Here is a 23,904-nt window from a genome sequence, read left to right as displayed (position 1 = left end):
GGCGCATCGGTGGCCGAGCGCGGCCCGAACGCCGCGTCACGAGGCGGGGCAGCGCGCATGAGCGCGCTTGCGGGGCGCCGGGCGCGGGCGTAGATTCGACTTGCGCGCGATACGGTCCCAAAGGACCCCGCGCGCCCTGCCAGGATCACCGCCCTGACCTTTTCGTCAGGCAACCTTGATTTGCATCGGGACGATCCGTCCGGCCTGTCGCCGGACGGTCCTTTCAGCCTGTGAGATCGTGATGGGAAAAGGCGACAACAAGCGCGGCAACCGCGAAGCGAAGAAGCCCAAGCAGGAAAAGCCGAAGGTGCTGGCCACGGCGAATTCCGGCGCGGCCAAGCCGCTTTCGCTCGGAGAGAAGAAGGGCCGCTGAGCGGTCCGACCCAGCGGGTGGGCGCCCGGCGCCCGCCCGCTGCCGTTCAGGCGGCGAGAGTGTCGGTCGCGGGGCTGGCATCCGCCATCGGGGGCCAGGGCCGCTCGGCCTCGGCGCGCACCCAGTCGGCGATCCAGTCGGGCATCGGCGGCGAGGCCGGGTCCTGGCCCAGCACCTCCATCAGACGCGCCGGGTTGACCACGCCACCGCGCTTGCGGTCGGTGATCGCCAGCCGCACCAGCGCGTGGCTGGTGCATTCGCCATCGCCGCGGAACATCCCCTGCTCGGTATAGACATAGCGGTCGTCCCAGCAGATCGCGCGCGACCGCATGGTCAGCCTCGCGAAGCCCTGCACCCGGCGACGGTAGCGCACCGAAACGCCGGCCACGGCCATGCCCCAGCCCTGCTTTCTCAGCGCGCCGATCACGCCGATCCGCTTCGACAGCGGCATCCGGCCCAGATCGAACAGCGTCAGCGTCCGGCCGTTGTTCAGCTCGTTCCAGAAGTCGAGATCCCACGGCATCACGACGTGGCGGCTTTCATGCGTGCCGGTGATGGGCAGCGGGGCGTCGCCCCGGTGGCGCCAGAACTGCCAGAACATGCGGACGAAGGGATACATCGAAAACTCCGTGGCGAGGATCGCGGCGCAGGCTGCGCGAGGGTGACGCGAAGGTCAACGGGTGACGCGGGGACCGATCGTCGCGTTGGGGCCCTTCGGGATTGCTCTCGGGGGCTTCGCTCCTTACCTGTCTTGGCGACCCCAGAAGCCCCGGACGGACCGCCATGACCTCGCTCTTTCAGATCCTGATGTTGATCCTCGACATCGCGACCTTCTTCATTTTCGCGCATTTCATCATGAGCTGGCTGATCAGCTTCCAGGTTCTGAACCTGCGCCAGCCCTTCGTGGCCCAGGTCTGGGACGGTCTGACCCGCCTGCTGGAGCCGCTCTACGCCCCGGTGCGCCGCATCCTGCCGCAGATGGGCGGGCTCGACCTCGCGCCGCTGGTCGTGCTGGTCGGTATCTACGCCATCGAGATCGTGCTGCGGAACAACGTCGCCGCCTTCTACTGATCGTGCCGCCCGGCGCGGCGCCTGCCGCGCCATGAGCCAGAAGTAACCGAAGGGCCGGGCCGGATGGGGCGCGGCCGCCGTCCCAACGAGGCACGATCCAGATGAGCCCGGTGAGCCACCTGCGCGACGTTTTCGGCTTCGACGCCTTCCGCCCCGGGCAGGAGGAGATCGTCGCGGCGGTGGCGGCCGGGCACGACGTGCTCGCGATCATGCCCACCGGCGGCGGCAAGTCGCTGTGCTACCAGCTGCCGGCGCTGATGCGCGACGGCGTGACGGTGGTGATCTCGCCGCTGATCGCCCTGATGCGCGACCAGGTGCGCGGGCTGCGCGAGGCCGGTGTCGAGGCGGGCGCGCTCACCTCCGGCAACACGCCCGAAGAGACCGATGCCGTGCTCGAGAGCCTGCGCGAGGGGCGGCTCAAGCTTCTCTACATCGCGCCCGAGCGTCTGGCTTCCGGCGCCACGGTCCCGCTCCTGCAGCGCGCGGGCGCCTCTCTCATCGCGGTCGACGAGGCGCATTGCGTCAGCCAGTGGGGCCACGACTTCCGGCCCGACTACCTGCGTATCGGCGATCTGAAGCGGCAGCTCGGCGTGCCGCTCGCCGCCTTCACCGCCACCGCCGATGCCGAGACCCGCGAAGAGATCACCCGCAAGCTGTTCGACGGCCGCCAGCCCGAGACCTTCCTGCGCGGCTTCGACCGGCCCAACATCCACCTCGCCTTCGCGGTCAAGGACGGGCCGCGCCGCCAGATCCTCGACTTCGCCGACCGGCGGCGGGGGCAGTCGGGCATCGTCTATTGCGGCACCCGCGCCAAGACCGAGGCGCTGGCCGCTGCGCTGCGCGAGGCGGGGCATTCGGCGCTGCACTATCACGGCGGCATGGAGGCCGGGGACCGGCGCGACGCCGAGACCCGGTTCCAGCGCGAGGACGGTCTCATCGTCGCGGCCACCGTCGCCTTCGGCATGGGGATCGACAAGCCCGACATTCGCTGGGTCGCCCATGCCGACCTGCCGAAATCCATCGAGGCCTATTACCAGGAGATCGGCCGCGCCGGCCGGGACGGCGCGCCGGCCGAGACCCTGACGCTCTACGGCCCTGACGACATCCGCTACCGGCGCCAGCAGATCGACGAGGGGCTCGCCCCGCCCGAGCGTCGGGCCGCCGATCACGGCCGTCTCAATGCGCTCCTCGGTCTCGCCGAGGCGCTGGAATGCCGCCGCAAGGTGCTGCTCGCCTATTTCGGCGAGGCGCCGGGCGAGCCCTGCGGCCATTGCGACCTGTGCGACAAGCCGCCCGAGACATTCGACGCCACGCAGCCGGTGCGCATGGCCCTCTCCGCGGCGCTGCGCACCGGCGAAAGCTTCGGCGCCGGGCACCTGATCGACATTGTCATGGGCAACGCCACCGACAAGGTGAAGCAGCGCGGCCACGAGGACCTGCCGACCTTCGGCGTCGGCAAGGGCCATTCCAAGGCCCAGTGGCAGGCGATCTTCCGGCAGATCATGGGCCGCGATCTGATGCGCCCCGATCCGGAACGCCACGGCGCGCTCCGGATGACCGAAGCCGCGCGGCCGATCCTGCGCGGCGAGGAGAGCATCACGCTGAGGAAGGACACAATCAAATCCGCCCGCTCCGGCCCCAAGGTGCGCGAGATGGTGTCGGAGGAGGACGCGCCGCTGCTGTCGGCGCTCAAGGCCAAGCGGCGCGCGCTGGCCGAGGCGGCGAGCCTGCCCGCCTACATCATCTTCACCGACCGCACCCTGATCGAGATGGCCGAGCGCAAACCCGCCAATCTCGACGAAATGGCGCGGATCGGCGGCGTGGGCGCCAAGAAGCTCGAAAGCTACGGGCGCGAATTCCTCGCGGTCATCACCGGGGCGGTCGAGGAAATCCACCCGGCCCGGCGCAAGCTTGCCACGCGCGGCGCGGGCTCGCTCTACGACCGGCTGATGGCGACGCAGGCGGAGCTGCTGCGCGGGCCAGAGGGCCATGACAAGCCGATGAGCTGCTCGGCCAAGGAACTGGCACGCGTGGCCGCCGCCCGGCCGCGCGACATGGCCGACATGGAGCGGCTGCTCGGCCCACGCCATGCCGAGCGGTTCGGCGCGGCCTTTCTTCAGGTCTTCGAGGAAAGCTCCGAGGAATCATAGGCCACCAACTCGACCGTGTTGCCCTCGGGATCGGTGGTGAACACGCCGCGCCAGCCGATCCAGCCGAAATGCTGGACCCGGTAGGCCTGACCGATCCGCTCGTACCACGCCACCACCTTGTCCTGCTCGGCGTAGTCCATCGACAGCGCGATATGATGCAGCGAGGAGCGTGCGCCGGTCTCGGGCGTACCTGCGGGTGCGGGCACCGCCACGCCGCCCGCGTCATGGGCAAAGAGCGCGATCACGGCGGTATGGCCGGCATGGCCCTCGGCGACCTTGAGAAAGATGATCGGGTCATCATCCGCGCCGGAGAGTCGTTCCAGCCCGATCACCTCCTCGTAGAACCGGGCCATGCGTGCCGGATCGGCGCAGCGAATGGCGATTTCTCCTATCGCGCGGGGGCGGAAGGGCGGGGTCATGACCGGGAGGCTAGGCAGGCCGGGCCTGCCCGGCAAGTGCCTAGAATCGTGGACAGGATGGCCGGGGCCATGCCAGCATCGGGCGAACGCCGCAGGAGGTTTCCGCGATGACCGGCACCACCGTCGCCAGCGTGATCTGGCACAGGCTCGACCGCGACGGCACCGATCGCTGCCGTCTCGCCCGGCTCGACGAGGGCTGGCTGATCATGGGTCATGCGCGCTGGGACGAGGCGGGCGAGGAGGTCGCGCTCGACTACGCGCTGCGTTGCGATTCCGACTGGCGCTGCCTCGGCGCCGACGTGACCGGGCTGCGCGGTCAGGCGCCGGTGGCCTACCGGATATCGCGTGAGGGGGCGGGCTTCGCGCTCGAGGGGCAGGCGCCGGTGCAGGGCGAGGATCTCGACCTCGGCTTCACCCCGGCCTGGATGGTGGTGCCGCTGAACCGGCTCACCCTGCCGGACGCGCGGCCCCGCTTGGTCGAGACGGCGCGGTTGCGCGCCAGCGATGGCGGCCGGCTGGAGCCTCTGGGGCACAGCTTCGCGCGGCTGCGTGGCGGGCTCGACCACGCGATCCCGGCGCTGGGCCGCGACGCGCGGCTGTCCTTGCACGAATGCGGCTTCGTGACCGCCGACCCGGGTCTGTGGCAGGGAGCGGTGACGACGGAGGGGCGTGCGGAGTGACGACACGATCCCGTGTCGCGCCGGGGATTGGAAGCCCCGGCCGGAGCCTGTATCTGCTAGACTGACTGGGGCAACGGTCACTTACGGGTTCAAGGAGATCTCGATGGATTTGCTGTCTAGAGGCGCGGCGCTGGCCTTGGCCGGGCTGGGGCTCGGTGCGGCACCGGTCGCGGCGCAGGATATCGCCAATGGCGAGTTGCAGTTCGGCCGGCAATGCGTGGCCTGTCACGTGGTGCGCGACGAGGACGGCCGCGTGCTCGCCGGGCGCAATGCCCGGACCGGTCCCAACCTGCACGGCCTCGAAGGCCGGAAATTGGGTTCGGTGGAGGGATTCCGCTACGGCGACGCGATCACCGCGCTGGGCGAGCGCGGCGTCGAATGGAACGAGGAGCGCTTCGTGGCCTATGTCATGGATCCGACCGCCTGGCTGCGGGCCGAACTCGACGACCGGCGGGCGCGCGGCAAGATGGCCTACCGGGTGCGCGATGCCAAGGATGCCGCCGATATCTATGCCTATCTGACGGGCCTCGCCCCGGCCGAGTCGGCCGAAGCACAGCAATAGGGCGTCAGCCCAGTAGGCCCGGCTGCCGCATGTAGACACCCAGCCAGGGGGTGTAGCGGCCGGGTCGCGCCGCCAAGTCGGCACGCAACGCCTCGGGCGCGATCCAAATAGTGTCCTGAACCTCGGCCGGATCGGGGCGCGGTTCGGGACGGGCCGCCGGGCGGCTGACAAAGACCTCGACCAGCTCGTGCTCGATCAGGCCGGCCCCGACATCGGCGCGGTATTCGATCTGCCCCGCCGGTTGCAGCGGCAGGTCGTGCAATCCCAGTTCCTCGCCCAACCGCCGTCGCGCGCATTCCTCGGGCGCCTCGCCCCAGAGCGGGTGGGTGCAGCAGCTGTTGGTCCACAGCCCGGGGGTGTGGTACTTGGCCGCCGCGCGCTGCTGCAGCAGCGTCTCGCCCTGCCAGATCACGAAGACGCTGACCGCCGGGTGGCGCAGCCCGCGCCGATGCACCTCGAGCTTGTCGACCGGGACCAGCCGGTCGTCGACCCATGCCGGGATCTCGAAGGCGTCTGGGTTCTCCGGCATCGGCGCGTCCGGTTCAGATCGCCGCGGCAGGGGCGGCCGCCGGGGCGGGCCGGGTCTGCACCACCATCCGCCCGCCGAGCGCGTCGCAGCTCACGGTGACGATCTCGCCCTCGTCGTTGAAGCGGACGATGCGGATCTCGGAGGTCTCGGCCAGCACGGCGGGCTCCTGGCCGATCCGCGCCGCCGTTTCCTCGATCCGCGACAGGCATTGCGGGAAGGCCATCGGCACCTCCTGGTCGACCGGCGTGGGCGCAAGCGAGGCGGCCTCGCAACCTGCCAGCGTCGCCGCCCCGATGAGCGCCAGTGCCGCCTTGCGCGCCGTGAATCCCGCCATGCCGTCTCTCCTTTGCCGATTGCCGGCGCAGACTGCCGCGCCGCGCAGGCGGCGTCCAGAGCCGATCACGCCGCGGACTCCGCCAGAAGCTTCGAAAATCCCTGCCGCATGCTGCGCTTGGTGAAGGGCTTCTTGATGGTGGGGGCCGGGGGATAGGCGGCGGCGATGTCCTCGGTCGCGCCGTAACCGGTGGCGAGCAGGAAGGGCACCCCCCGCGCACGCAGCACCTCCGCCACCGGCACCGAGGTCTCGTGGCCGAGATTGACGTCGAGCAGCGCGATGTCGAACTGCTGCGCCTCGATCAGGCGCAGCGCCGCGCCGACGCCGCTGGCGGTCTCCACCGCCTCGCAGCCCAGCTCGGTCAGGATGTCGGAGGCGTCCATCGCGATGATCATGTTGTCTTCGACGATCAGCGCCCGGCCCGAAAGGCGCGGCGCGTCGGCTGCGCCACCGGCCAGATCCTCGGCCTCCTGCTCCTTGCCGCGCGGCGCCGCGTCCGAGACGAAGCGCGCCGGGATCCGGAACCGCGCCTCGACCCCGGTCAGCGCGAAGCGCAACTCGGCTTCGCCGCCCAGCTCGAAGGGCACCGAGCGTTCGATCACCGTGGTGCCGAAGCCGCGACCGCTGCCCTGGGAGGCGCGGAGCGGCGCGCCGCCGCGTTCGCGCCACTCGATCCCGAGCGTCCCGTCGGCCTCGCGCCGCAGCCGCACCTCGACCCGGCCATGCCCGTCCCGCAGCGCCCCGTATTTCGCGGCGTTGGTGACCAGCTCGTGCACCACCAGCGCCAGGGTCGAAAAGGCCTCGGTCGACAGCGCCACGTCGGCGCCTTCGATCCGCAGCCGGGTCGCGCGGTCGGCGACGAAGGCGTCGATCTCGGTCTCGATCAGCGCGCGCAGCGAGGCGCCGTCCTTCTGGGCGGTGGTGAGCTGGTCATGCGCCCGCGCCAGCGCGTCGATCCGGCCGTCGAGCACGCGGCCGTATTCGGCCACCGAATTCGCCTCGGCGCGGCTTTGCGACACCAGGCTGCGGACCAGGTTGAGGATGTTGCGCACCCGGTGGTTCAGCTCGGCGATCAGCAGCTCCTGACGCTCCTGCGCGCGCTTGCGCTCGGCGATCGAGTCGTCGGCGATCTTGAGCACCACTTCGAGCAGGGTGATGCGCAGGATCTCGGCGGCGGCGATCTCGCTGTCGGTCCAGGGCGCGCTTTGCTGGCGCACGGTCTCGGTCCAGGCCTCGAAGCTCTTGCGCGGCGTGAGCCGCAGCCCGTTGGGTCCGGGCTGCGCCGGCTTGGCCGGATCACCCGCCCAGGTCACGTCCTGGATCTGCTCGCGGCGGAACAGCACGATGTAGTCGCGCAGGCCCCGCCCGATCGGCAGGGCGAGCATGCCGGCGGCGCGCTCGGCAAAGGCCGCCGCGGGCGGGTATTCGTCGACCAGCCGGTCATTGGAATGCACCTGCCGGGCCTGCCTGCGGGCGAGGTGGCGCTGCAGACCGGTGAATTCCTCCTCGGTGGGGGTGGCGCCCACCGCGTGGAAGCGGTCGTTGATCCAGATCGCCATCCCGTCGAAGGGGATCACCTCGCCGATCTCCTGCGCGATGGTGCCGAAATTGTCGGCGATCGCCGCGCCGTCGGTCATCCGCGACAGCAAGGTGCCGTGCAGCACCCGCGCCCGTGCCACGCTGGCGCGCTCGGCGGCGTTCTCGACGGCGGCGATCTCGTAGGAGAGCAGCTGGGTGAACAGCTCCACCGCCGAACGCTTCTCGTAATCCACCGCATGCGGCGCGCCGTGATGGCAGGCGATCAGCCCCCACAGCTCGCCATCGCGCAGGATCGACACCGACATCGAGGCCGCGACGTTCATGTTGCGCAGATATTCGAGGTGGATCGGGGAGACGGCCCGGGTGACCGACATCGAAAGGTCGAGCGGCTGGCCCGCCCCGGTCAGCGCCGGTTCGATCGGCTGCGGCTCCGCATCGACGTCGCGGATCAGCCGGATCGGGTTGCGGACATAGAGCGCGCGTGCCTGCGAGGGGATGTCGCTGGCCGGAAAGCGCAGCCCGAGGAACGGTGTCAGCCCCGGTGCCGCCGCCTCGGCGATCACCCGGCCGCTGTCGTCGCGCTGGAACTGGTAGATCATCACCCGGTCGAAGCCGGTCATGGCCCGCACGGCGCGCGCCGCCTCGCGCGCCATGGCGTCGATCTCGGGGCGGCGGCGGACCCGCGCGATCAGCGGCTGGACCAGTGCCATCTCGTCGCGCGCCGCGGACTGCTCCTTGGGCTCGAACTCGAAGACATAGAGGTCCTGCGACATATGCACCGAGACGTCGAAGGCACGGCCGTCGCCCATGAGGTCGAGCCCGTAGATCCGCGCCGCACCGCTGCCATGGCCCAGCATCTGGACCCTGCCGCGCAGGTCATGCACCACCTGTCCCGGGAACAGCTCGCCCAGTTGCGTGCCCACCGGCTCGGTCTCCAGCCCCAGCATGGCGCCGGTATTGGCCGAGGCATGCTGCACCGCCCAATCCGTGGAAACGGCGAGCAGGCAACCATAGGGCTGCACATGGCCGAGGAACTGGATCGGCTCACGGTCGCAATTGCTGAGATCCACCGAATGTGGAGCGGGGGAAGCGGTCATTCAGGTGGTCCATTCGGGGCTGAGGCAGGGCGGCTTGCACGCAGCATGACCCGCGGTCACGAAGAGGTCAAACAGCGCGCCCGCCTCGGCGATGATGGCATCGGACCCGGTGCCCGACCCGCCAAGTGCTTCGGCGCCGTCGCAAAAACGCCGCCACTGCCCGGTGAGCGGCGGCAGCGTCAGATAGCGCCCGGCGTCTTGCAGCGCGGGGTCCGTCGCCGCCGCCCAGCGCCGGCGCAGCAGCTGACTGCCCAGCCGCGAGCCGAGCAGCACGTAATCCTGCGCTTCGGGGCGCGTCAGCTGAAGCGGCGCCAGCGGGGGCGGGGCCACGGCGTCCAGTGTGGCGAGATCGGCGTCGATCGCATCGATCATCCGGGTCAGCAGCGCGGGCCCGGTCAGCCCGCCCGGTGCCGGGCGTATCGCCGCAAAGGCGGCGCGATGCGCGGCGAGGAACCCCGTCAGCCCCGGCCGGGTGGTGAGATCGAAGCTGGAGAAGAGCGTGTCGAGCCGGGCGTGGCGCGCTGCCAGGTCCCGCTTCAGGCGGGTCCGCAACGTCGGGTCGGTGGTGGTCAAGGCGTTCGGTCCCCGGATCGTGAATGCCCGGTTTCGCGGGCATAGTGATTTCAACGCGGCGGTGGTATTCGGGTTCCCGCGTTTTCGAGATTTTCTTTCGCCCGCTTTCGGCCGCGCGATACGGCTGTTTCCCGGGCTCCGGATCGGCTTAGCTTGGCGCTCATGCTCCTGCGCCTGCGCGACATTCACAAGAGCTTTGCCGGGGCCGAGGGGCCGGTGCCGGTGCTGCGCGGCGTCGATCTCGATCTGGCGGCGGGCGAGAGCCTCGCGCTCACCGGCGAGAGCGGCTCGGGCAAGTCGACGCTGCTGCATCTGGTGGGTGGGCTGGACCGGCCCGATCGCGGCCGGATCGAGGTCGCCGGGACGGAGGTGACCGCCCTCGACGACAGCGGCCGGGCGGCGCTCCGGCGCGGCACGGTCGGCGTCGTGTTCCAGCAGTTCAACCTGATCCCCTCGCTCACCGTGGGCGACAACATCGCCTTTCAGGCCCGCATCGCGGGGCGGCACGAGCCCGTCCGCGCCACGGCGCTGGCCGAGCGGCTTGGCCTCGCACCGCATCTGGCCAAGTATCCCGAACAGCTCTCGGGCGGGCAGCAGCAGCGCTGCGCCATCGCTCGAACGCTGGCGGCGCGTCCGGCATTGGTGCTGGCGGACGAGCCGACCGGCAATCTCGACGAGGCGACCGCCGAGGAGGTGCTCGGCGCCATGCTGGAGCTGGTGGCAGAGACTGGTGCGGCGCTGCTGATGGTCACCCATTCGCAGCACCACGCAGCGCGGATGGGACGGCGGCTGCACCTCCATGCCGGGCGGATCGCGTGACCGGGGCGGTGTTCCACGCGTTGCTGTCGCATTGGCGGCGCGCGCCGCTGCAGCTCTTCACGCTGATCGCCGGCTTGGCGCTGGCCACCGGGCTGTGGTCCGGGGTGCAGGCGATCAACGCCGAGGCCCGCGCCAGCTACGACGCCGCCGCCGCGACGCTGGGCGAGGGGCGCTTCGCCCGGATCGAGGCGGCGACGGGCGGCGAGGTGACGCAAGCGCAATACGTCGCGCTGCGCCGCGCCGGCTGGTTGGTCAGCCCGGTGGTGCAGGGCCGGCTAGGCGGGGTCCGGCTGGTGGGGATAGACCCGCTGACCGCCCCCGGCGGCATCGGCCCGGCGGCCGAAGAAGCCGACATCTCCGCCTTTCTCGGCGGGGCGGGGCAGATCTTCGGCCGGGCCGAGGTGCTGGCGGCGTTGCCCGAAACCGGCGCCGAGCCGGTGCTCGCGCCCGACGTCGCGCCGGGCACCGCGCTCACCGACATCTCGCTGGCGCTGCGGCTCCTGAAGCGCGACAGCATCGACGCGCTGCTGGTGGCGCCGGAACAGCCGATCGGGCGCCCCGAGCTGGCCGAGATCGCGCCGGACCTCGTTTTGCGCCCGCCACAGCCCGGCTCCGAGGTCGGCCGGCTGACCGACAGCTTCCACCTCAACCTCACCGCCTTCGGTCTTCTGTGCTTCGCGGTCGGGATCTTCATCGTCCACGGAGCGGTGGGCCTCGCCTTCGAGCAGCGTCGTCCGGTGATCCGCACGCTGCGGGCGCTGGGCGTGCCGCTGCGCCGCCTCGTGGCGCTGATGCTGCTGGAGCTTCTGGCCTTCGCGCTGGTTGCGGGGGTGATCGGCGTCGGGCTGGGCTGGCTGCTGGCGGCGCGACTGTTGCCGGACGTGGCGGCGACACTGCGCGGGCTCTACGGCGCGGATGTGGCGGGCGGGCTGGCGCTGCGCCCCGCCTGGTGGCTGTCGGGGCTGGGCATCGCCGTGCTGGGCACCGGATTGGCCGCGGGGGCGGCGCTATGGCGCATCGCCACCATGCCGCTCCTGGCGGCGGGCGGGCGACGGGCCTGGGCCATGGCGGAGGCGCGGATGGCGCGCGGGCAGGGCGCGGCGGCGCTGGCGCTTTTGCTTCTGGCCGCCGGGTTGGCGGTCTGGGGGGAGGGGCTGGTCGCGGGCTTTGCGCTCCTGGGGGCTGGGCTGATCGGTGCGGCGCTGGCGCTGCCCTTGCTGCTCGGCGCGGCGCTGGGCCTCGCCGCGCGGTTGGCCCACGGGCCTCTGATGCAGTGGTTCTGGGCCGATACGCGCCAGCAGCTTCCCGGCCTGTCCCTGGCGCTGATGGCGCTGATGCTGGCCATGGCCGCCAATATCGGCGTCTCGACCATGGTCGGCTCCTTCCGCGCGACATTCGCCGAGTTCCTCGACCAGCGCCTCGCGCCAGAGCTTTATGTCGAGACCGCCGACGACGCACAGGCCCGCGCGGTCGAGGCGCTGCTCGCGCCGCGCATCCGCGCCGTGCTGCCGTTGGCCTCGGTCGAGATCGAGGTCGAAGGTATTCCGACCGAGCTGAACCTCGCCCGGCCCGATCCGACCTATCCGGAGAACTGGCGCCTGCTGCGCGCGACCGAGCGGCCATGGGAAAGGCTCGCCGCCGGGGAGGGCGTGCTGGTCAGCGAACAGCTCGCGCGCCGCGCCGGCCTGTCCCTGGGCGACCCGGTCCGGCTCGGCCCCGAGACGGCGCTGCCGGTGCTGGGCATCCATGGCGATTACGGCAACCCGCTGGGACAGGTGATCGTCACCGAGGCGCTGTTCGCGCAGCTGCAGCCCGAGATCGTGCCGCGCCGCTTCGGCCTTAGGCTCGACCCTGCGGAGGTGCCCGAGATCCGTGCCGCGTTGACCGGGATGGGCCTGCCCGAGGGGGCGATCACTGATCAGGCGGCGGTCAAGCGCTTCTCGATGCAGGTCTTCGAGCGCACCTTCGCGGTGACGGCGGCGCTCAACGTGCTGACGCTCGCCGTGGCGGGCTTCGCGATGCTGATGTCGCTGCTCACGCTGGCCGCGCTTCGGCTGCCGCAGCTCGCCCCGGTCTGGGCGCTGGGGCTGACCAGGCGGCGGCTGGCGGCGCTCGAGATGGGGCGCGCGGTGCTGCTGGCGGCTCTGACGGCGGTGGTGGCGCTCCCCGTGGGGCTGGCTCTGGCTTGGGTGCTGCTGGCGGTGGTCAATGTCGCGGCTTTCGGCTGGCGGCTGCCGATGACCGCCTTCCCATGGGATTACGCGCGGCTGGGGCTTTTCGCGCTGCTCGCCGCCGGGCTCGCCGCGCTCTGGCCGGCGATCCGGCTCGCCCGCACTCCGCCCGCCGCGCTGCTGGGGGTCTTCGCGCATGAACGTTAGGTTGTTTATCCTGCTGGCGCTTCCGGCCACGGCGCAGGCGCAGGGCTTCGCCGGTCTCGGCGGGACCGCCGGGGAGTTCGCCCTGCCCGAACCCGATACGGTGCTGTCTTTTCCCGCCGATCACGGCGCCCATCCCGCCTACCGCATCGAATGGTGGTACCTCACCGCGAATCTGACCGATCCCGATGGCACGCCCTACGGGCTGCAATGGACGCTGTTCCGCTCGGCGCTGGCGCCGCGCGAAGGGGATGGCTGGGAGAGCCCGCAGCTCTGGCTCGGCCACGCCGCCGTCACCACCGCCGACACCCACCTCTTCACCGAGCGGTTGGCGCGCGGCGGCATCGGCCAGGCCGGGGTGACGGTCACGCCCTTCGAGGCCTGGATCGACGACTGGCGGATGGCGGGTGAGCGCTTCGAGGCGCTGAACCTCGCCGCTTCCGGCCCGGACTTCGCCTATGACATGCGGCTTGAGGCGCGCGGCCCGCTCGTGCTGCACGGCGATGAGGGCTACTCCGTCAAATCTGCCGAGGGGCAGGCGAGTTACTACTACTCTCAGCCCTTTTTCGACATCGCCGGCACGCTCACCTTGCCCGAAGGAGCGGTCGAACTGACCGGCTCCGCCTGGTTCGACCACGAATGGTCGTCGCAGCCGCTGTCGGAGCGGCAGACCGGCTGGGACTGGTTCTCGCTCTCATTCGAGGGCGGCGCCAAGCTGATGGGCTTCCGGCTTCGCGAAGGCGAAGATGAAGGCTACACTTATGCGAGCTGGATCGCGCCGGACGGGCGGCTGACGCCCTATGTCGGCTCTTTTGCGGCCGAACCGCTGGAGACGACGCGGCTCGGCGCGGCCGAACTGCCGGTGCGCTGGGCGGTGCGGCTGCCGGAGGAGGGCGTCGAGATCGAGGTCGAGGCGCTGAACGCGGCCGCCTGGAACGCGCTGACCCCACCCTACTGGGAGGGGCCGGTCGTGGTGACGGGGAGCCATCAGGGGCAGGGTTATCTGGAGATGACGGGATATGAGTGACATCACGACGCTGGCGGAGCTGCTGGAGCTGGTGCGGACACGGATCGAGGCGGGGCTGCATGACCGCGACGCGGCCGCGCGGCTGCCGGTGCTGGCGACCCGGGACGCCGAAGGCTGGCCCTCGGCCCGCTCGATGGTGCTGCGCGATTTCGATCCCGGGGAATGGACGCTCGACATCCATTCCGACGCGGACGCGGCCAAGGTGCTGCAACTCACCGACGCGCCGCGCGCCGCAATCCAGTTCTGGGACGCCGAGGTCGCGCTGCAGGTCAGGATGCGGGCCCATGTCGTGCGGCTGCCGCATGAGGAGGAGAAGGCGCTGTGGGAGGAGGTCCCCGACGATGCCCGCGCGCGCTACGGGGCGGTGCCGCCGCCCGGCACGCCGATCGCCGCCCATGACGCCTGGCATCCCAACCCGCGCCCGGCCCGCTTCGCGGTGCTGCGCGCCCGCGTGCTGCGCGTCGAGGCGCTGCATCTGGGCGAAACCCACCGCCGCGCCCGTTTCGAGCGCGAGGAGGGCTGGCAGGGCAGCTGGCTGGTGCCGTGAGCCGTCTGGCGCAGGGCCGGGCGGGGCGATAGATCCCCACCCATGACGCCCCTCATTCCCCTGACCCGCGACCTCGTGCTGATCGGCGGCGGTCACGCCCATGCGCTGCTGCTGCGGCGCTGGGGCATGAACCCGCTGCCCGGTGTGCGGCTGACGCTCATCGATCCCGGCCCGCTCACCGCCTATTCGGGGATGCTGCCAGGCTTCGTGGCGGGCCATTACGACGCCGCCACGCCGCAGATCGACCTCGTGCGGCTGGCGCGCTTTGCCGGGGCGCGGCTGATCCTCGGGCGGGCCAGCCACCTCGACCCCGTGGCGGGCGAGGTGACGGTGGGTGACCGGCGCGTCGGCTTCGACGCCGCCTCGCTCGATATCGGCGTCACCAGCGAGATGCCCGGCCTGCCGGGCTTCGCCGAGCATGGCGTCCCAGCCAAGCCGTTGGGCCGTCTGGCGCGCGACTGGGCGGTGTTTCGCGCGGGCGAAGGCCCGGCCCGGGTCGCGGTGATCGGTGGCGGTGTCGCGGGGGCCGAACTGGTGATGGCCGCGGCCCACGGGTTGCGGCACCGCGAGGCGCGCGTCACGCTGATCGAGAAGGACCGGGTGCTGGGTGCGGTGTCCGACAGCGCCCGCGCCCTCGTGCTGGAGCGCATGGAACGGCTCGGCATCGAGGTGATCGAGGGCGCGGGCGTGGCGCGGGTGGCGGCCGATCGCGTGACGCTTGATGATGGGCGTAAGGTGGTTTCCGACTTCTCCATCGGCGCGGCAGGGGCGCGGCCGCAGGGCTGGCTCGCGCAGAGTGGCCTCGTGCTGACCGAGGGCTTTGTCGAGATCGGTCCGACCCTGCAGAGCAGCGCGCCGCAGGTCTTTGCCACCGGCGACTGCGCCCATATGGAATTCGATCCGCGCCCCAAGGCCGGGGTCTACGCGGTGCGGCAGGCGCCGGTGCTGTTCGACAATCTGCGCGCGGCGCTCTCGGGCGGGCGGATGCGGGACTATCGGCCGCAGAAGGACTATCTCAAGCTGGTCTCGCTGGGCGGCAAGTCCGCGATGGCCGAGAAATGGGGCCGTGCCGTGGCCCACCCGGCGCTCTGGCTTTGGAAGGACCGGATCGACCGCCGTTTCATGCAGAAGCTGTCGGATCTGCCCGAGATGGGGAATGCCAGGCTGCCCGACCCGGTCGCCGAAGGCGTGCGCGAGGCGCTTGGCGACAAGCCGATGTGCGGCGGCTGCGGCGCCAAGGTCGGGCGCGGCGCGCTGCGCGAGGCGCTGGCCGGGTTGCCGGCGCAATCGCGCGCGGACGTGGTGGCGCTGCCCGGCGACGATGCCGGGCTGATCGTGACGGGCGGCGCGCGGCAGGTGATCTCCACCGACCATCTCCGCGCCATGGTCGAGGATCCCGACTTGATGACCCGGATCGCCGCGATCCACGCGCTGGGCGACATCTGGGCCATGGCGGCGCGCCCGCAGGCCGCGACGGTGAGCCTGATCCTGCCGCGCATGAGCGCCGAGATGCAGCGCCGGACCATGGCCGAGATCATGCGCGCCGCGCGCGAGGTGCTGGACGCGGCCGGCGCGCATCTGTTGGGCGGGCACAGCTCGTTGGGCTCCGAGCTGACCGTGGGCTTCACCGTCACCGGGCTTTGCGAGCGCGAGCCGGTGACGCTGGGCGGGGCACGCCCCGGTGCGGCGTTGATCCTGACCAAGCCGATCGGCTCGGGCACGATCATGGCCGCGGAGATGGCGCGCAGCGCCCCCGGCCCGGTGGTGGCCCGCGCCTGGGAGGCGATGGTGCAGCCGCAGGGGCGGGCGTCGGAGATCCTCGCCGGCGCGCAGGCGATGACCGACGTGACCGGCTTCGGCCTCGCGGGCCACCTGTCGGGGATCTGCGAGGCCTCGGGCTGCGGCGCCGAGTTGCGCGTCGCGGAGGTGCCGCTGATGGAGGGCGCGCTGGAACTGGCCGAGGCGGGGACCCGCTCGACGCTGTTTGCCGACAACATGGCCGGGGCGGGCGCGGTGGTGATCGGGGCGGGCGGCGCCCGCACCGACCTGATGTTCGACCCGCAGACCGCGGGCGGGCTGCTCGCCGCCGTCGATGCCGCGGATGCGGAGCGGCTTCTGGCCGAGCTGCGCGCGGCGGGCTACCCGGCGGCGCTGGTCGGGCAGATGGTCGAGGAGCCGGGGCTCAGGCTGGTGTGACCGGCGCGGCCTTGCGCCGCGCCGCGCGCGGGCCTAAGCCCTCGCGCCATGTTCACCGTTGCCGCCCTCTATCACTTCGCCGCCCTGCCGCACGCGCCCGCGCGCCGCGAGGCGCTGCTTGAGTTCTGCGCCGCGCGTGGCATCATCGGCACGCTGATCCTCGCGCAGGAAGGAATCAACGGCACCGTCGCCGCGCCCGGGCGCGAAGCGATCCTCGATCTGATCGCGCATCTGCGCGGCTGGCCGGGATTCGCAGGGCTCGACTGGAAGGAGAGCGCCGCCGAGGCCGCCCCCTTCCGCCGCCTCAAGGTCCGGCTCAAGCGCGAGATCGTCACCATGGGCCGGCCCGGCGTCGATCCCCGGGGCCATGTCGGCACCCATGTCGCGCCGGCCGAGTGGAACGCGCTGATCTCAGCCCCCGACGTCGTCACCATCGATACTCGCAACGGCTACGAGGTCGCGGTGGGCAGCTTCGAGGGCGCGGTCGATCCGGGCACCACGAGCTTTCGCGAGTTTCCCGACTGGTGGGCGGCCAATGCCGACAAGCTGGCGGGCAAGCGCATCGCCATGTTCTGCACCGGCGGCATCCGCTGCGAGAAGTCGACCTCGTTCCTCAAGGCGCAAGGCATCGACGAGGTCTATCACCTCAAGGGCGGCGTGCTGAAATATCTCGAAGAGGTCCCGCAGGAGCAGAGCCTGTGGCGCGGCGAATGCTTCGTCTTCGACGAGCGCGTGGCGGTGGGCCACGGCTTGGAGCCAGGCTCCCACGTGCTGTGCCGGGCCTGCCGGATGCCGGTCTCGCCCGAGGCGATGCGCGATCCGGCCTATGTCGAGGGCATTTCCTGCCCCGGCTGCATCGAGGCGCGCAGCGACGAGGACCGCGCCCGCTATGCCGAGCGGCAAAGGCAGATGGGCGGCTGACCCCCTACACCTTTGCCTGCGCCGGGGCTAAGCAGACGAATATGGATGATGTCGTCATGTATCTGCGCGGCCTCGTGCCCGGGCGCCGCGCCGTCTTCGCGCTGACCATCGGCGCCCTGTCGGGCTGGCTCGCCGCGCTGTCGGGAATGCCGCTGCCCTGGATGCTGGGGCCGATGATCGGCAACACGCTGGCGGCGGTGCTGGCGCTGCCGGTTCGCGGGCCCGACCGGCTGCGCCCGCTGGTGATCCCAGTGATCGGCGTGATGCTCGGCTCGGCGCTGCGGCCCGAGATGTTCGACACGGCCGGACGCTACGCCGCGAGCCTCGCCCTGCTGCCGCCCTTTCTGGTGGTGACGGCGCTGGTCTCCTATGCCGTCTATCGCCGGGTCGGGCGCTACGACCCGGTGACTGCCTTCTTCTCGGCGATGCCGGGCGGGCTCAACGACATGCTGATCCTCGGCGGCGCGGCGGGCGGCAACGAAAAGCGCATCGCGCTGGCCCATGCCGCGCGGGTGCTGCTCGTCATCTTGTTCGTCGTGCTGTTCTACGGCACCGCGCTCGACGTCGATTCCGGCGAGGTGGCGCGCGGCGCGCCGGCCGCGGCGCTGAGCCTCCTCGACTGGGCACTGCTGGGGGCCGCGGCCGTGGCCGGGGTGCCGCTGGGCAAATGGCTGCGGCTGCCGGCGCCGCAGGTCACCGGGCCGATGATCCTGAGCGGGGTGCTGCATCTGGTGGGGTTGGTCTCGGTCGCCCCGCCCGGCGCGCTGATCGTGGTGGCGCAGGTGGTGATCGGCACGGTGATCGGCTGCCGTTTCATCGGGGTGAGCGCGGCGCAGATCGGCCGCGACCTGTCGCTCGGCGCGCTGTCATCGGTGGCGATGATCGCCGTCGCAGTGGTCTCCGCCGCCGCGCTGACGGCGATCACCGGGCTGCCGCTGTCGCTCAGCTTTCTGGGCTATTCGCCGGGCGGGCTGACCGAGATGAGCCTGCTGGCGCTGGCGATGGGGCAGGACGTCGCCTATGTCTCGGTCCTGCACCTGGTGCGGATCATGCTGGTGATCTTCGCCGCGCAGCCCGTGTTCCGGGCCACGCGGCGCGGCGCTCAGAGCGGCACGAAGCCGCCGCGCTCGGGGTCGTAGCACTCGAGCCCGCCGGCGCCGATATCGGTCCAAAGACCGTGCAGCGACAGCCGGCCCTCCTCGACCGCCTCCTTCACATAGGGGAAGGTCAGCAGGTTCTCGAGCGAGATCAGCACGCCTTGCTTTTCGAGCGCCGCGACCCGCTCCTCGTCGGTGCCCTCGGGCAGCCGCGCATAGCCCGGCCGCAGCAGGTCCATCCAGCGGCCGACGAAGCTGGTCTTCTCCTCGAGCGCGGGGGCGTGGCCTTCGCACATGTCGTAGCAGCCCTTCACGCCGCCGCAGCTCGAATGGCCGATCACGATCAGATGCGGCACCTTGAGCGCGGTCACCGCGTATTCGATCGCCGCCGAGGTGCCGTGCTGGTTGCCGTCGGGCGCGTAGGGCGGCACCAGGTTGGCGATGTTGCGGTGCAAAAAGAACTCGCCCGGATCGGCGCCGAAGATCGAGGTGACATGCACCCGGCTGTCGCAGCAGGAGATCACCATGGCGCGGGGGTGCTGGCCCTCGCTGGCGAGCTTTTGGTACCAGCTGCGGTTCTCGGCGTAACGCGTGGCCTTCCAGCCGTGATAGCGGTTCACGAGATAGTCGGGCAGGGGGCTTGCGAGGGTCATCGGGTTCTCCATGCGTCGTCTTCGAGGCAGATAGGCGGAAACGCACGTGAATTCGAGAATTATCTCGTCGCGGCCGCAACGCTTTCCAAACCCATTGCGGCCTAGGCTCCGCTCATGAGCTGTTCCGACACACGCCCGATCCCGCACGCGCTCGCCCCGCTGATGCCGCTGCCCGAACCGCCGCCGGAGGCGGTGCTGCGGGTGCGGCTGCTTTCCGCGCTGGGGGCGGTGCGACGACGCCCGGCCCCGGCCGAGGAGCTGGCGGCGCGGCTGGTCCGGCTGGAGGGCAACCTTGCCGCCTGCGCCTTTGCCCGGCTGCGGGCCGACGCGCGCGGGCTGCGGCGGCTGGCGACGCGGCTCGGCCTGTCGGAGATGGCGCATGTCGCCGCCAGCGTCGAGGATTGCGCGGCGCGCGGCGACGCCGCCGCGCTCGGCGCCACCGTGGCGCGGCTCGGGCGCTGCGGCGCGGGGGCGCAGGCGGCGCTCGGGCGCGCCGGCTGACGCGCGATCCGGCTTGCGGTCGCGGTGGCGGGGGGCCAGTCTCCCGGCGATCGAACTGAGGAGCCGTGCCATGCCGATGCAGGATTTCGCCACCGACCGGGAGAACGCGCTGCCGCTGCGGCTGGTGACGCCCGAGGATCTCGACGCGACGCTCTCCGGGCTGCCGGAGGGCGCGCGCCGCTGGGCCGAGGCGCAGGGTTTCAAGGCCGGCGCGGGCGCGGTGCTGGCGCTGCCCGACGCTGCGGGTGGGCTGTGGGGCGCGCTGGTGGGCCTTGGCGACGACCGGGCCCAGGCTCGCAGCCGCTTCGTCGCCGCGGGCGCCGCCTCCAAGCTGCCCGAGGGGGTCTATGCGCTCGACCCGGCCACGGCCCCCGACCTTGCCCGCGAGACGGCGCTGGGCTGGCTGCTGGAGAGCTATCGTTTCGACCGCTATGCCAAGCAGTCCGCGCCGAAGGCCCGGCTCGTCGCGCCCGACGGGATCGATGCCGAGCGCCTGCGCGCCATCGCGGCGGGCGAGGCGCTGACCCGTGACCTGATCAACACCCCCGCCGCCGACATGGGCCCGGCCGAGCTGCAGGCCGCCGCCGAGGCGCTGGCGGGCGAATTCGGCGCCACCATCGAGACCACCCCGGCCGAGGAGCTGATCGCGCGTGACCTTCCGCTGATCCACGCCGTGGGCCGGGCCGCCGCCACCGATCGCGCGCCCCGGCTGATCGACATGCGCTGGGGTGAGAGCGGCCCGACGCTGACGCTGGTCGGCAAGGGGGTGTGCTTCGATACCGGCGGGCTCAACCTCAAGCCGGGCGCCTCGATGGGGCTGATGAAGAAGGACATGGGCGGCGCCGCCACCGTGCTCGGGCTGGCGCGGATGATCATGGCGCTGGGGCTGAAGATCCGGCTGCGGGTGCTGATCCCGGCGGTGGAGAATTCGGTCTCGGCCGATGCCTTCCGCCCCGGCGACATCCTCGCTTCCCGCAAGGGGCTGTCGGTCGAGGTCAACAATACCGATGCCGAGGGGCGGCTGGTGCTGGCGGATGCACTAGCGCTCGGGGCCGAGGAAGAGCCCGACCTGATGATCTCCATGGCGACGCTCACCGGGGCGGCGCGGGTCGCGGTCGGGCCCGATCTCGCGCCGTTCTACACCGATGCGGATGACGACGCGGCGGCCATCGCCCGCGCCGCCGCGCGGGTGGCCGACCCGGTCTGGCGGATGCCGTTCCACGCCCCCTATGAGAGCATGATCGAGCCGGGCATCGCCGATCTCGACAACGCGCCCTCGGGCGGCATGGCGGGCTCGATCACCGCCGCGCTGTTCCTGCGCCGCTTCGCGGAACCCGTCCGCTACGCGCATTTCGACATCTATGGCTGGAATCCCAAGCCTGCCCCGGCCCGGCCCAAGGGCGGCGTCGGCATGGGTGCGCGGGCGCTGTTCGAGGCGATGCCCGAACTGCTGGGGCTGGGATGAGCGGTCCGGACCGCCGCCTGACCCCGGCCAATGGCCGCGTCGCCGCGCTGGAACTGGCCGGGCGGGTGCCAGCCGAACGCTACGTGACGGGCGAGGGCGCGCGGGTGGCGCGCCCGGTTCTCGACCTGCTGGCCGCGCCCGAGGGCGCGCGCGACCGGCAACTGCTGATGGGCGAGGCCGTCGAGGTGTTCGAGCGGCGCGCGGGTCATGCCTTCATCCGCGCCGCGCGCGACGGCTATTGCGGCTATGTCGACGCGGCCGCGCTGGACGCGCCGCGCGCGGCGACCCATCTCGTCGCCACGCCCGCGACGCATCTCTATGCCGAGGAAAGCATCAAGTCGCCCGACCTCGCGCATCTGAGCTTCGGCAGCCGGATCACCGTGCTGCACGAGCGGCGCGAGCTGTTCGAGACGCCCGAGGGCTTCATCCCAAAGAAGCATCTGCGTGAGATCGACCGCCCCTTTTCCGACCCGGTGACGGTGGCGCAGATGTTCTTCGGAACGCCTTATCTCTGGGGCGGCAATTCGCGGCTGGGCATCGATTGCTCGGGGCTGGTGCAGGCGGCGCTGCTGGCCTGCGGCCTGCCCTGCCCGGGCGACAGCGACCTGCAGCAGGCGCTGGGCCGCGATGTCGAGCACGAGCCGCCGCAGCGCGGCGACCTGTGGTTCTGGAAGGGGCACGTGGCGCTGATGGTTGATGCCGAGACGATCATCCACGCCAACGGACATGCCATGGCCGTGACCTACGAGGATGCGCGCAAGGCCGCGCTCAGGATCGAGGCGCAGGGCGGCGGGCCGGTGACCCATCGCCGCAGGCTCTGAGCCTTCAGTCGATCACCCGGAAGCGGCGCGCGTCGAAGACCTTGAGCACCTGCGCCAGCTCGTCGCCCCGGCGCAGCACCTGCCCGTCGGGGCCGAGCACCGCGAACTGTCCCTGCCGATGGCGCAGACGGGGGCGTTTCTCGATGCGGTAGAGCGGCGTTTCGGCGGTGCGGCGGAACACCGAGAAGACCGCCATGTCGCGCAGCGAGGAAATCGCGTAGTCGCGCCACTCTCCGGCGGCGACCATGCGGCCATAAACCGACAGGATCGGCCCCAGCTCGGTCCGGTGAAAGGCCACCTGCTCTGGCAGGCGGCCGGGAAACGGCGTCGGCGGCTGCAGCGTCATGCTTTCAGAGTTACGCGCGCGCCGGCGCTTTTCAAGCCTCGCGGGCATCACGTGGCGCGGCGCCACGCGAATGCCGCGAAATCACCCCCGGCGTGGCCACGGTGCACCGCATGCGCGCCGCGCTTGCCCGGCACAAAGAGTTCAGCGGCAGGCGATCGCCTCAAGGCGGTGATAACAGCCCCCACCTGATCCGCGGCGGGGCGGCGCCTGCTCGCAAACTCGATACGGCCCGGGCGCGGTTGATCCGCGTCCGGGCCGCTCTCGTTTCAGCCGCAATAGACCCGCGCGATCCGCTCCAGCGCGTCGATCTCGAAATTGATCCGGTCGGGGCGGAAATCCATGGTCACCGCGTCGCCGGGACGGATGATCCGCACCGGGCCGAGGATCAGCTCGCGTTCCAGCGCGGTGACGGGCGCGCCGACCAGGTGCTGACGCGCATCGGCGCCGCATGTCCCGGGGTCTGCCGGGGCAGGGGTCGGAGCGGGCGCGGGAGCCTGCGCCAATGGCGCGCAGGCGGCGAGCAGGAGGGGCAGGATCAGGTATCGCATGGGCCGAGCCTGACCCGCTGCGCGCCGTTGCACAAGGGGCTGCGCCATTGATCTTGCCCACGCTTTCCGCGACGCTTCGCGCCAAAGGCGCGCCGCCTCTCGGCGCGTCCCATCACGGAGGTCATCCCATGCGCACACGTGCCGCCGTCGCCCTCGAGGCGGGCAAGCCGCTCGAGATCATGGACGTCAATCTCGAAGGCCCGAAGGCCGGCGAGGTCATGGTCGAGATCATGGCCACCGGCATCTGCCACACCGACGAATTCACCCTTTCGGGCGCCGATCCCGAGGGTCTGTTTCCCGCAATCCTCGGCCATGAGGGCGCGGGCGTGGTGGTCGAGGTGGGCGAAGGCGTCACTTCGCTCAAGAAGGGCGATCACGTCATCCCGCTCTACACGCCCGAATGCCGCCAGTGCCCGTCCTGCCTGAGCCAGAAGACCAATCTGTGCACCTCGATCCGGGGCACCCAAGGTCAGGGCCTCATGCCCGATGGCACCTCGCGCTTCTCGATGACCGACGGTACGCCGATCCTGCACTACATGGGCTGCTCGACCTTCGCCAACCACACGGTGCTGCCCGAGATCGCGCTCGCCAAGGTGCGCGAGGACGCGCCCTTCGACAAGATCTGCTACATCGGCTGCGGCGTCACCACCGGCGTCGGCGCGGTGATCAATACGGCGCAGGTCGAGGTGGGCTCCACGGCGGTGGTGTTCGGCTTGGGCGGCATCGGCCTCAACGTGATCCAGGGGCTCAGGCTGGCGGGCGCCGACATGATCATCGGCGTCGACATCAACAACGACCGCAAGGCTTGGGGCGAGCGGTTCGGCATGACCCATTTCGTCAATCCCAAGGAGATCGACGGCGACATCGTCGCGCATCTGGTCAACATGACCAAGCGGCGCGGCGACCTGATCGGCGGGGCCGACTACACCTTCGACTGCACCGGCAACGTCACGGTGATGCGTCAGGCGCTCGAGTCGGCGCATCGCGGCTGGGGCGTCTCGGTGGTGATCGGCGTGGCGCCTGCCGGGGCCGAGATCTCGACCCGTCCGTTCCAGCTGGTCACGGGCCGCACCTGGAAGGGCACCGCCTTCGGCGGCGCGCGCGGCCGCACCGACGTGCCGAAGATCGTCGACTGGTACATGGAAGGGAAGATCGAGATCGACCCGATGATCACCCATCAGCTCAAGCTCGACGAGATCAACAAGGGCTTCGACCTGATGCATGCGGGCGAAAGCATCCGCTCGGTCGTGGTCTACTGATC

General features: G+C 71.2%; 25 protein-coding genes. 16 read left to right on the top strand and 9 right to left on the bottom strand.

Annotation, left to right across the window (positions count from 1 at the left end; genetic code table 11):
* Positions 1-241: 241 nt before the first annotated feature.
* A complete protein-coding gene (locus FHS00_RS17850; protein ID WP_021692379.1) occupies positions 242-373 on the top strand; it encodes a hypothetical protein in 132 nt (43 codons plus the stop codon).
* A gap of 46 nt (positions 374-419) precedes the next feature.
* Here the strand turns inward: FHS00_RS17850 and FHS00_RS04020 are convergent, their stop codons facing one another.
* Positions 420-992 (bottom strand): acyl-CoA thioesterase, encoded by a 573-nt coding sequence (locus FHS00_RS04020; protein ID WP_183470124.1) that lies wholly within the window; start codon positions 990-992, stop codon positions 420-422.
* Positions 993-1,156: 164 nt separating this feature from the next.
* On the opposite strand from FHS00_RS04020, the gene FHS00_RS04015 reads away from it, so the two are divergent.
* Both FHS00_RS04015 and recQ read left to right on the top strand, forming a co-directional pair.
* A complete protein-coding gene (locus tag FHS00_RS04015; RefSeq protein ID WP_183470122.1) occupies positions 1,157-1,444 on the top strand; it encodes a YggT family protein in 288 nt (95 codons plus the stop codon).
* 101 nt (positions 1,445-1,545) lie between these two features.
* Positions 1,546-3,594 carry a DNA helicase RecQ gene (recQ, locus tag FHS00_RS04010; protein WP_183470120.1) on the top strand — a complete coding sequence of 683 codons (2,049 nt, stop codon included), beginning with the start codon at positions 1,546-1,548 and terminating at the stop codon, positions 3,592-3,594.
* Here the strand turns inward: recQ and FHS00_RS04005 are convergent.
* The gene (locus FHS00_RS04005; protein ID WP_183470118.1) at positions 3,561-4,013 is read right to left on the bottom strand and encodes a VOC family protein; all 453 of its coding nucleotides are present in this window, start codon (positions 4,011-4,013) and stop codon (positions 3,561-3,563) included. The genes recQ and FHS00_RS04005 overlap by 34 nt on opposite strands.
* Positions 4,014-4,120: 107 nt before the next feature.
* Between FHS00_RS04005 and FHS00_RS04000 the strand changes: the two genes are divergently transcribed.
* Together FHS00_RS04000 and FHS00_RS03995 are read left to right on the top strand one after the other, a co-directional pair.
* Positions 4,121-4,693, top strand: a complete 573-nt coding sequence (locus FHS00_RS04000; RefSeq protein WP_183470116.1) for a putative glycolipid-binding domain-containing protein — start codon at positions 4,121-4,123, stop codon at positions 4,691-4,693.
* Positions 4,694-4,796: 103 nt separating this feature from the next.
* A complete protein-coding gene (locus FHS00_RS03995) occupies positions 4,797-5,255 on the top strand; it encodes a c-type cytochrome (RefSeq protein WP_183470114.1) in 459 nt (152 codons plus the stop codon).
* Positions 5,256-5,259: 4 nt separating this feature from the next.
* Here FHS00_RS03995 and idi read toward each other — a convergent pair whose 3' ends face one another.
* The 4 genes from idi to FHS00_RS03975 all read right to left on the bottom strand — a co-directional run bounded on the left by idi (position 5,260) and on the right by FHS00_RS03975 (position 9,327).
* Positions 5,260-5,784: an isopentenyl-diphosphate Delta-isomerase gene (gene idi, locus FHS00_RS03990; RefSeq protein WP_183470111.1), complete on the bottom strand. Its 525-nt coding sequence runs from the start codon at positions 5,782-5,784 to the stop codon at positions 5,260-5,262.
* A gap of 13 nt (positions 5,785-5,797) precedes the next feature.
* Positions 5,798-6,118: a hypothetical protein gene (locus FHS00_RS03985; RefSeq protein WP_183470109.1), complete on the bottom strand. Its 321-nt coding sequence runs from the start codon at positions 6,116-6,118 to the stop codon at positions 5,798-5,800.
* Between the two features lie 65 nt (positions 6,119-6,183).
* The gene (locus tag FHS00_RS03980) at positions 6,184-8,754 is read right to left on the bottom strand and encodes an HWE histidine kinase domain-containing protein (RefSeq protein WP_183470107.1); all 2,571 of its coding nucleotides are present in this window, start codon (positions 8,752-8,754) and stop codon (positions 6,184-6,186) included.
* Positions 8,755-9,327 carry a heme oxygenase-like domain-containing protein gene (locus tag FHS00_RS03975; RefSeq protein WP_183470105.1) on the bottom strand — a complete coding sequence of 191 codons (573 nt, stop codon included), beginning with the start codon at positions 9,325-9,327 and terminating at the stop codon, positions 8,755-8,757.
* A 162-nt stretch (positions 9,328-9,489) separates the two neighbouring features.
* Between FHS00_RS03975 and FHS00_RS03970 the strand changes: the two genes are divergently transcribed.
* From FHS00_RS03970 to FHS00_RS03940, 7 genes are read left to right on the top strand one after another with little or no spacing between them, the layout of a single operon-like run.
* Positions 9,490-10,146, top strand: a complete 657-nt coding sequence (locus tag FHS00_RS03970) for an ABC transporter ATP-binding protein (RefSeq protein WP_183470694.1) — start codon at positions 9,490-9,492, stop codon at positions 10,144-10,146.
* Positions 10,143-12,524 (top strand): FtsX-like permease family protein, encoded by a 2,382-nt coding sequence (locus tag FHS00_RS03965; RefSeq protein WP_183470103.1) that lies wholly within the window; start codon positions 10,143-10,145, stop codon positions 12,522-12,524. The genes FHS00_RS03970 and FHS00_RS03965 overlap by 4 nt, the downstream gene beginning before the upstream one ends.
* Complete coding sequence (locus FHS00_RS03960; RefSeq protein ID WP_183470101.1) at positions 12,514-13,548, top strand: lipocalin-like domain-containing protein; 1,035 nt, start codon at positions 12,514-12,516, stop codon at positions 13,546-13,548. The genes FHS00_RS03965 and FHS00_RS03960 overlap by 11 nt, the downstream gene beginning before the upstream one ends.
* Complete coding sequence (locus FHS00_RS03955) at positions 13,541-14,095, top strand: pyridoxamine 5'-phosphate oxidase family protein (protein WP_183470099.1); 555 nt, start codon at positions 13,541-13,543, stop codon at positions 14,093-14,095. Before FHS00_RS03960 ends, FHS00_RS03955 begins: the two co-directional genes overlap by 8 nt.
* A gap of 42 nt (positions 14,096-14,137) precedes the next feature.
* Entirely contained in the window at positions 14,138-16,291 is a 2,154-nt protein-coding gene (selD, locus tag FHS00_RS03950; protein WP_183470097.1) for a selenide, water dikinase SelD, read from the top strand.
* Between the two features lie 48 nt (positions 16,292-16,339).
* Positions 16,340-17,212 (top strand): oxygen-dependent tRNA uridine(34) hydroxylase TrhO, encoded by an 873-nt coding sequence (trhO, locus tag FHS00_RS03945; RefSeq protein WP_183470095.1) that lies wholly within the window; start codon positions 16,340-16,342, stop codon positions 17,210-17,212.
* Between the two features lie 41 nt (positions 17,213-17,253).
* Complete coding sequence (locus tag FHS00_RS03940) at positions 17,254-18,351, top strand: AbrB family transcriptional regulator (RefSeq protein ID WP_246391036.1); 1,098 nt, start codon at positions 17,254-17,256, stop codon at positions 18,349-18,351.
* On the opposite strand, the gene FHS00_RS03935 is transcribed toward FHS00_RS03940, so the two are convergent.
* Positions 18,315-18,962 carry a carbonic anhydrase gene (locus tag FHS00_RS03935; RefSeq protein ID WP_183470093.1) on the bottom strand — a complete coding sequence of 216 codons (648 nt, stop codon included), beginning with the start codon at positions 18,960-18,962 and terminating at the stop codon, positions 18,315-18,317. The two genes, FHS00_RS03940 and FHS00_RS03935, sit on opposite strands and share 37 nt — an antisense overlap.
* Before the next feature lie 114 nt (positions 18,963-19,076).
* Here FHS00_RS03935 and FHS00_RS03930 point away from each other — a divergent pair, with 114 nt between their 5' ends.
* The 3 genes from FHS00_RS03930 to FHS00_RS03920 all read left to right on the top strand — a co-directional run bounded on the left by FHS00_RS03930 (position 19,077) and on the right by FHS00_RS03920 (position 21,749).
* Positions 19,077-19,463: a hypothetical protein gene (locus FHS00_RS03930; RefSeq protein ID WP_183470091.1), complete on the top strand. Its 387-nt coding sequence runs from the start codon at positions 19,077-19,079 to the stop codon at positions 19,461-19,463.
* Positions 19,464-19,533: 70 nt separating this feature from the next.
* The gene (locus tag FHS00_RS03925) at positions 19,534-20,928 is read left to right on the top strand and encodes a leucyl aminopeptidase family protein (protein WP_183470089.1); all 1,395 of its coding nucleotides are present in this window, start codon (positions 19,534-19,536) and stop codon (positions 20,926-20,928) included.
* A complete protein-coding gene (locus tag FHS00_RS03920; protein ID WP_183470087.1) occupies positions 20,925-21,749 on the top strand; it encodes a C40 family peptidase in 825 nt (274 codons plus the stop codon). Before FHS00_RS03925 ends, FHS00_RS03920 begins: the two co-directional genes overlap by 4 nt.
* Before the next feature lie 4 nt (positions 21,750-21,753).
* Here the strand turns inward: FHS00_RS03920 and FHS00_RS03915 are convergent, their stop codons facing one another.
* Both FHS00_RS03915 and FHS00_RS03910 read right to left on the bottom strand, forming a co-directional pair.
* Positions 21,754-22,095, bottom strand: coding sequence for a DUF2794 domain-containing protein (locus tag FHS00_RS03915; RefSeq protein WP_183470085.1), 342 nt, complete (start codon positions 22,093-22,095; stop codon positions 21,754-21,756).
* Positions 22,096-22,361: 266 nt separating this feature from the next.
* Positions 22,362-22,643 (bottom strand): I78 family peptidase inhibitor, encoded by a 282-nt coding sequence (locus tag FHS00_RS03910; protein ID WP_183470083.1) that lies wholly within the window; start codon positions 22,641-22,643, stop codon positions 22,362-22,364.
* A 128-nt stretch (positions 22,644-22,771) separates the two neighbouring features.
* On the opposite strand from FHS00_RS03910, the gene FHS00_RS03905 reads away from it, so the two are divergent.
* Positions 22,772-23,902 carry an S-(hydroxymethyl)glutathione dehydrogenase/class III alcohol dehydrogenase gene (locus FHS00_RS03905; RefSeq protein ID WP_183470081.1) on the top strand — a complete coding sequence of 377 codons (1,131 nt, stop codon included), beginning with the start codon at positions 22,772-22,774 and terminating at the stop codon, positions 23,900-23,902.
* Positions 23,903-23,904 lie beyond the last annotated feature (2 nt).

This window comes from Limimaricola variabilis, from assembly GCF_014195545.1.
Taxonomy (GTDB): Bacteria; Pseudomonadota; Alphaproteobacteria; order Rhodobacterales; family Rhodobacteraceae; genus Limimaricola; species Limimaricola variabilis.
This window is presented reverse-complemented; position numbering and strand designations above follow the sequence as displayed.

Coding starts and splice junctions, on each gene's coding strand:
- FHS00_RS17850 (WP_021692379.1), top strand. CDS start 242: ATGGGAAAAGGCGACAACAAGCGCGGCAACCGCGAAGCGAAGAAGCCC.
- FHS00_RS04020 (WP_183470124.1), bottom strand. CDS start 992: ATGTATCCCTTCGTCCGCATGTTCTGGCAGTTCTGGCGCCACCGGGGC.
- FHS00_RS04015 (WP_183470122.1), top strand. CDS start 1,157: ATGACCTCGCTCTTTCAGATCCTGATGTTGATCCTCGACATCGCGACC.
- recQ (WP_183470120.1), top strand. CDS start 1,546: ATGAGCCCGGTGAGCCACCTGCGCGACGTTTTCGGCTTCGACGCCTTC.
- FHS00_RS04005 (WP_183470118.1), bottom strand. CDS start 4,013: ATGACCCCGCCCTTCCGCCCCCGCGCGATAGGAGAAATCGCCATTCGC.
- FHS00_RS04000 (WP_183470116.1), top strand. CDS start 4,121: ATGACCGGCACCACCGTCGCCAGCGTGATCTGGCACAGGCTCGACCGC.
- FHS00_RS03995 (WP_183470114.1), top strand. CDS start 4,797: ATGGATTTGCTGTCTAGAGGCGCGGCGCTGGCCTTGGCCGGGCTGGGG.
- idi (WP_183470111.1), bottom strand. CDS start 5,784: ATGCCGGAGAACCCAGACGCCTTCGAGATCCCGGCATGGGTCGACGAC.
- FHS00_RS03985 (WP_183470109.1), bottom strand. CDS start 6,118: ATGGCGGGATTCACGGCGCGCAAGGCGGCACTGGCGCTCATCGGGGCG.
- FHS00_RS03980 (WP_183470107.1), bottom strand. CDS start 8,754: ATGACCGCTTCCCCCGCTCCACATTCGGTGGATCTCAGCAATTGCGAC.
- FHS00_RS03970 (WP_183470694.1), top strand. CDS start 9,490: ATGCTCCTGCGCCTGCGCGACATTCACAAGAGCTTTGCCGGGGCCGAG.
- FHS00_RS03960 (WP_183470101.1), top strand. CDS start 12,514: ATGAACGTTAGGTTGTTTATCCTGCTGGCGCTTCCGGCCACGGCGCAG.
- FHS00_RS03955 (WP_183470099.1), top strand. CDS start 13,541: ATGAGTGACATCACGACGCTGGCGGAGCTGCTGGAGCTGGTGCGGACA.
- selD (WP_183470097.1), top strand. CDS start 14,138: ATGACGCCCCTCATTCCCCTGACCCGCGACCTCGTGCTGATCGGCGGC.
- trhO (WP_183470095.1), top strand. CDS start 16,340: ATGTTCACCGTTGCCGCCCTCTATCACTTCGCCGCCCTGCCGCACGCG.
- FHS00_RS03940 (WP_246391036.1), top strand. CDS start 17,254: ATGGATGATGTCGTCATGTATCTGCGCGGCCTCGTGCCCGGGCGCCGC.
- FHS00_RS03935 (WP_183470093.1), bottom strand. CDS start 18,962: ATGACCCTCGCAAGCCCCCTGCCCGACTATCTCGTGAACCGCTATCAC.
- FHS00_RS03930 (WP_183470091.1), top strand. CDS start 19,077: ATGAGCTGTTCCGACACACGCCCGATCCCGCACGCGCTCGCCCCGCTG.
- FHS00_RS03925 (WP_183470089.1), top strand. CDS start 19,534: ATGCCGATGCAGGATTTCGCCACCGACCGGGAGAACGCGCTGCCGCTG.
- FHS00_RS03920 (WP_183470087.1), top strand. CDS start 20,925: ATGAGCGGTCCGGACCGCCGCCTGACCCCGGCCAATGGCCGCGTCGCC.
- FHS00_RS03915 (WP_183470085.1), bottom strand. CDS start 22,095: ATGACGCTGCAGCCGCCGACGCCGTTTCCCGGCCGCCTGCCAGAGCAG.
- FHS00_RS03910 (WP_183470083.1), bottom strand. CDS start 22,643: ATGCGATACCTGATCCTGCCCCTCCTGCTCGCCGCCTGCGCGCCATTG.
- FHS00_RS03905 (WP_183470081.1), top strand. CDS start 22,772: ATGCGCACACGTGCCGCCGTCGCCCTCGAGGCGGGCAAGCCGCTCGAG.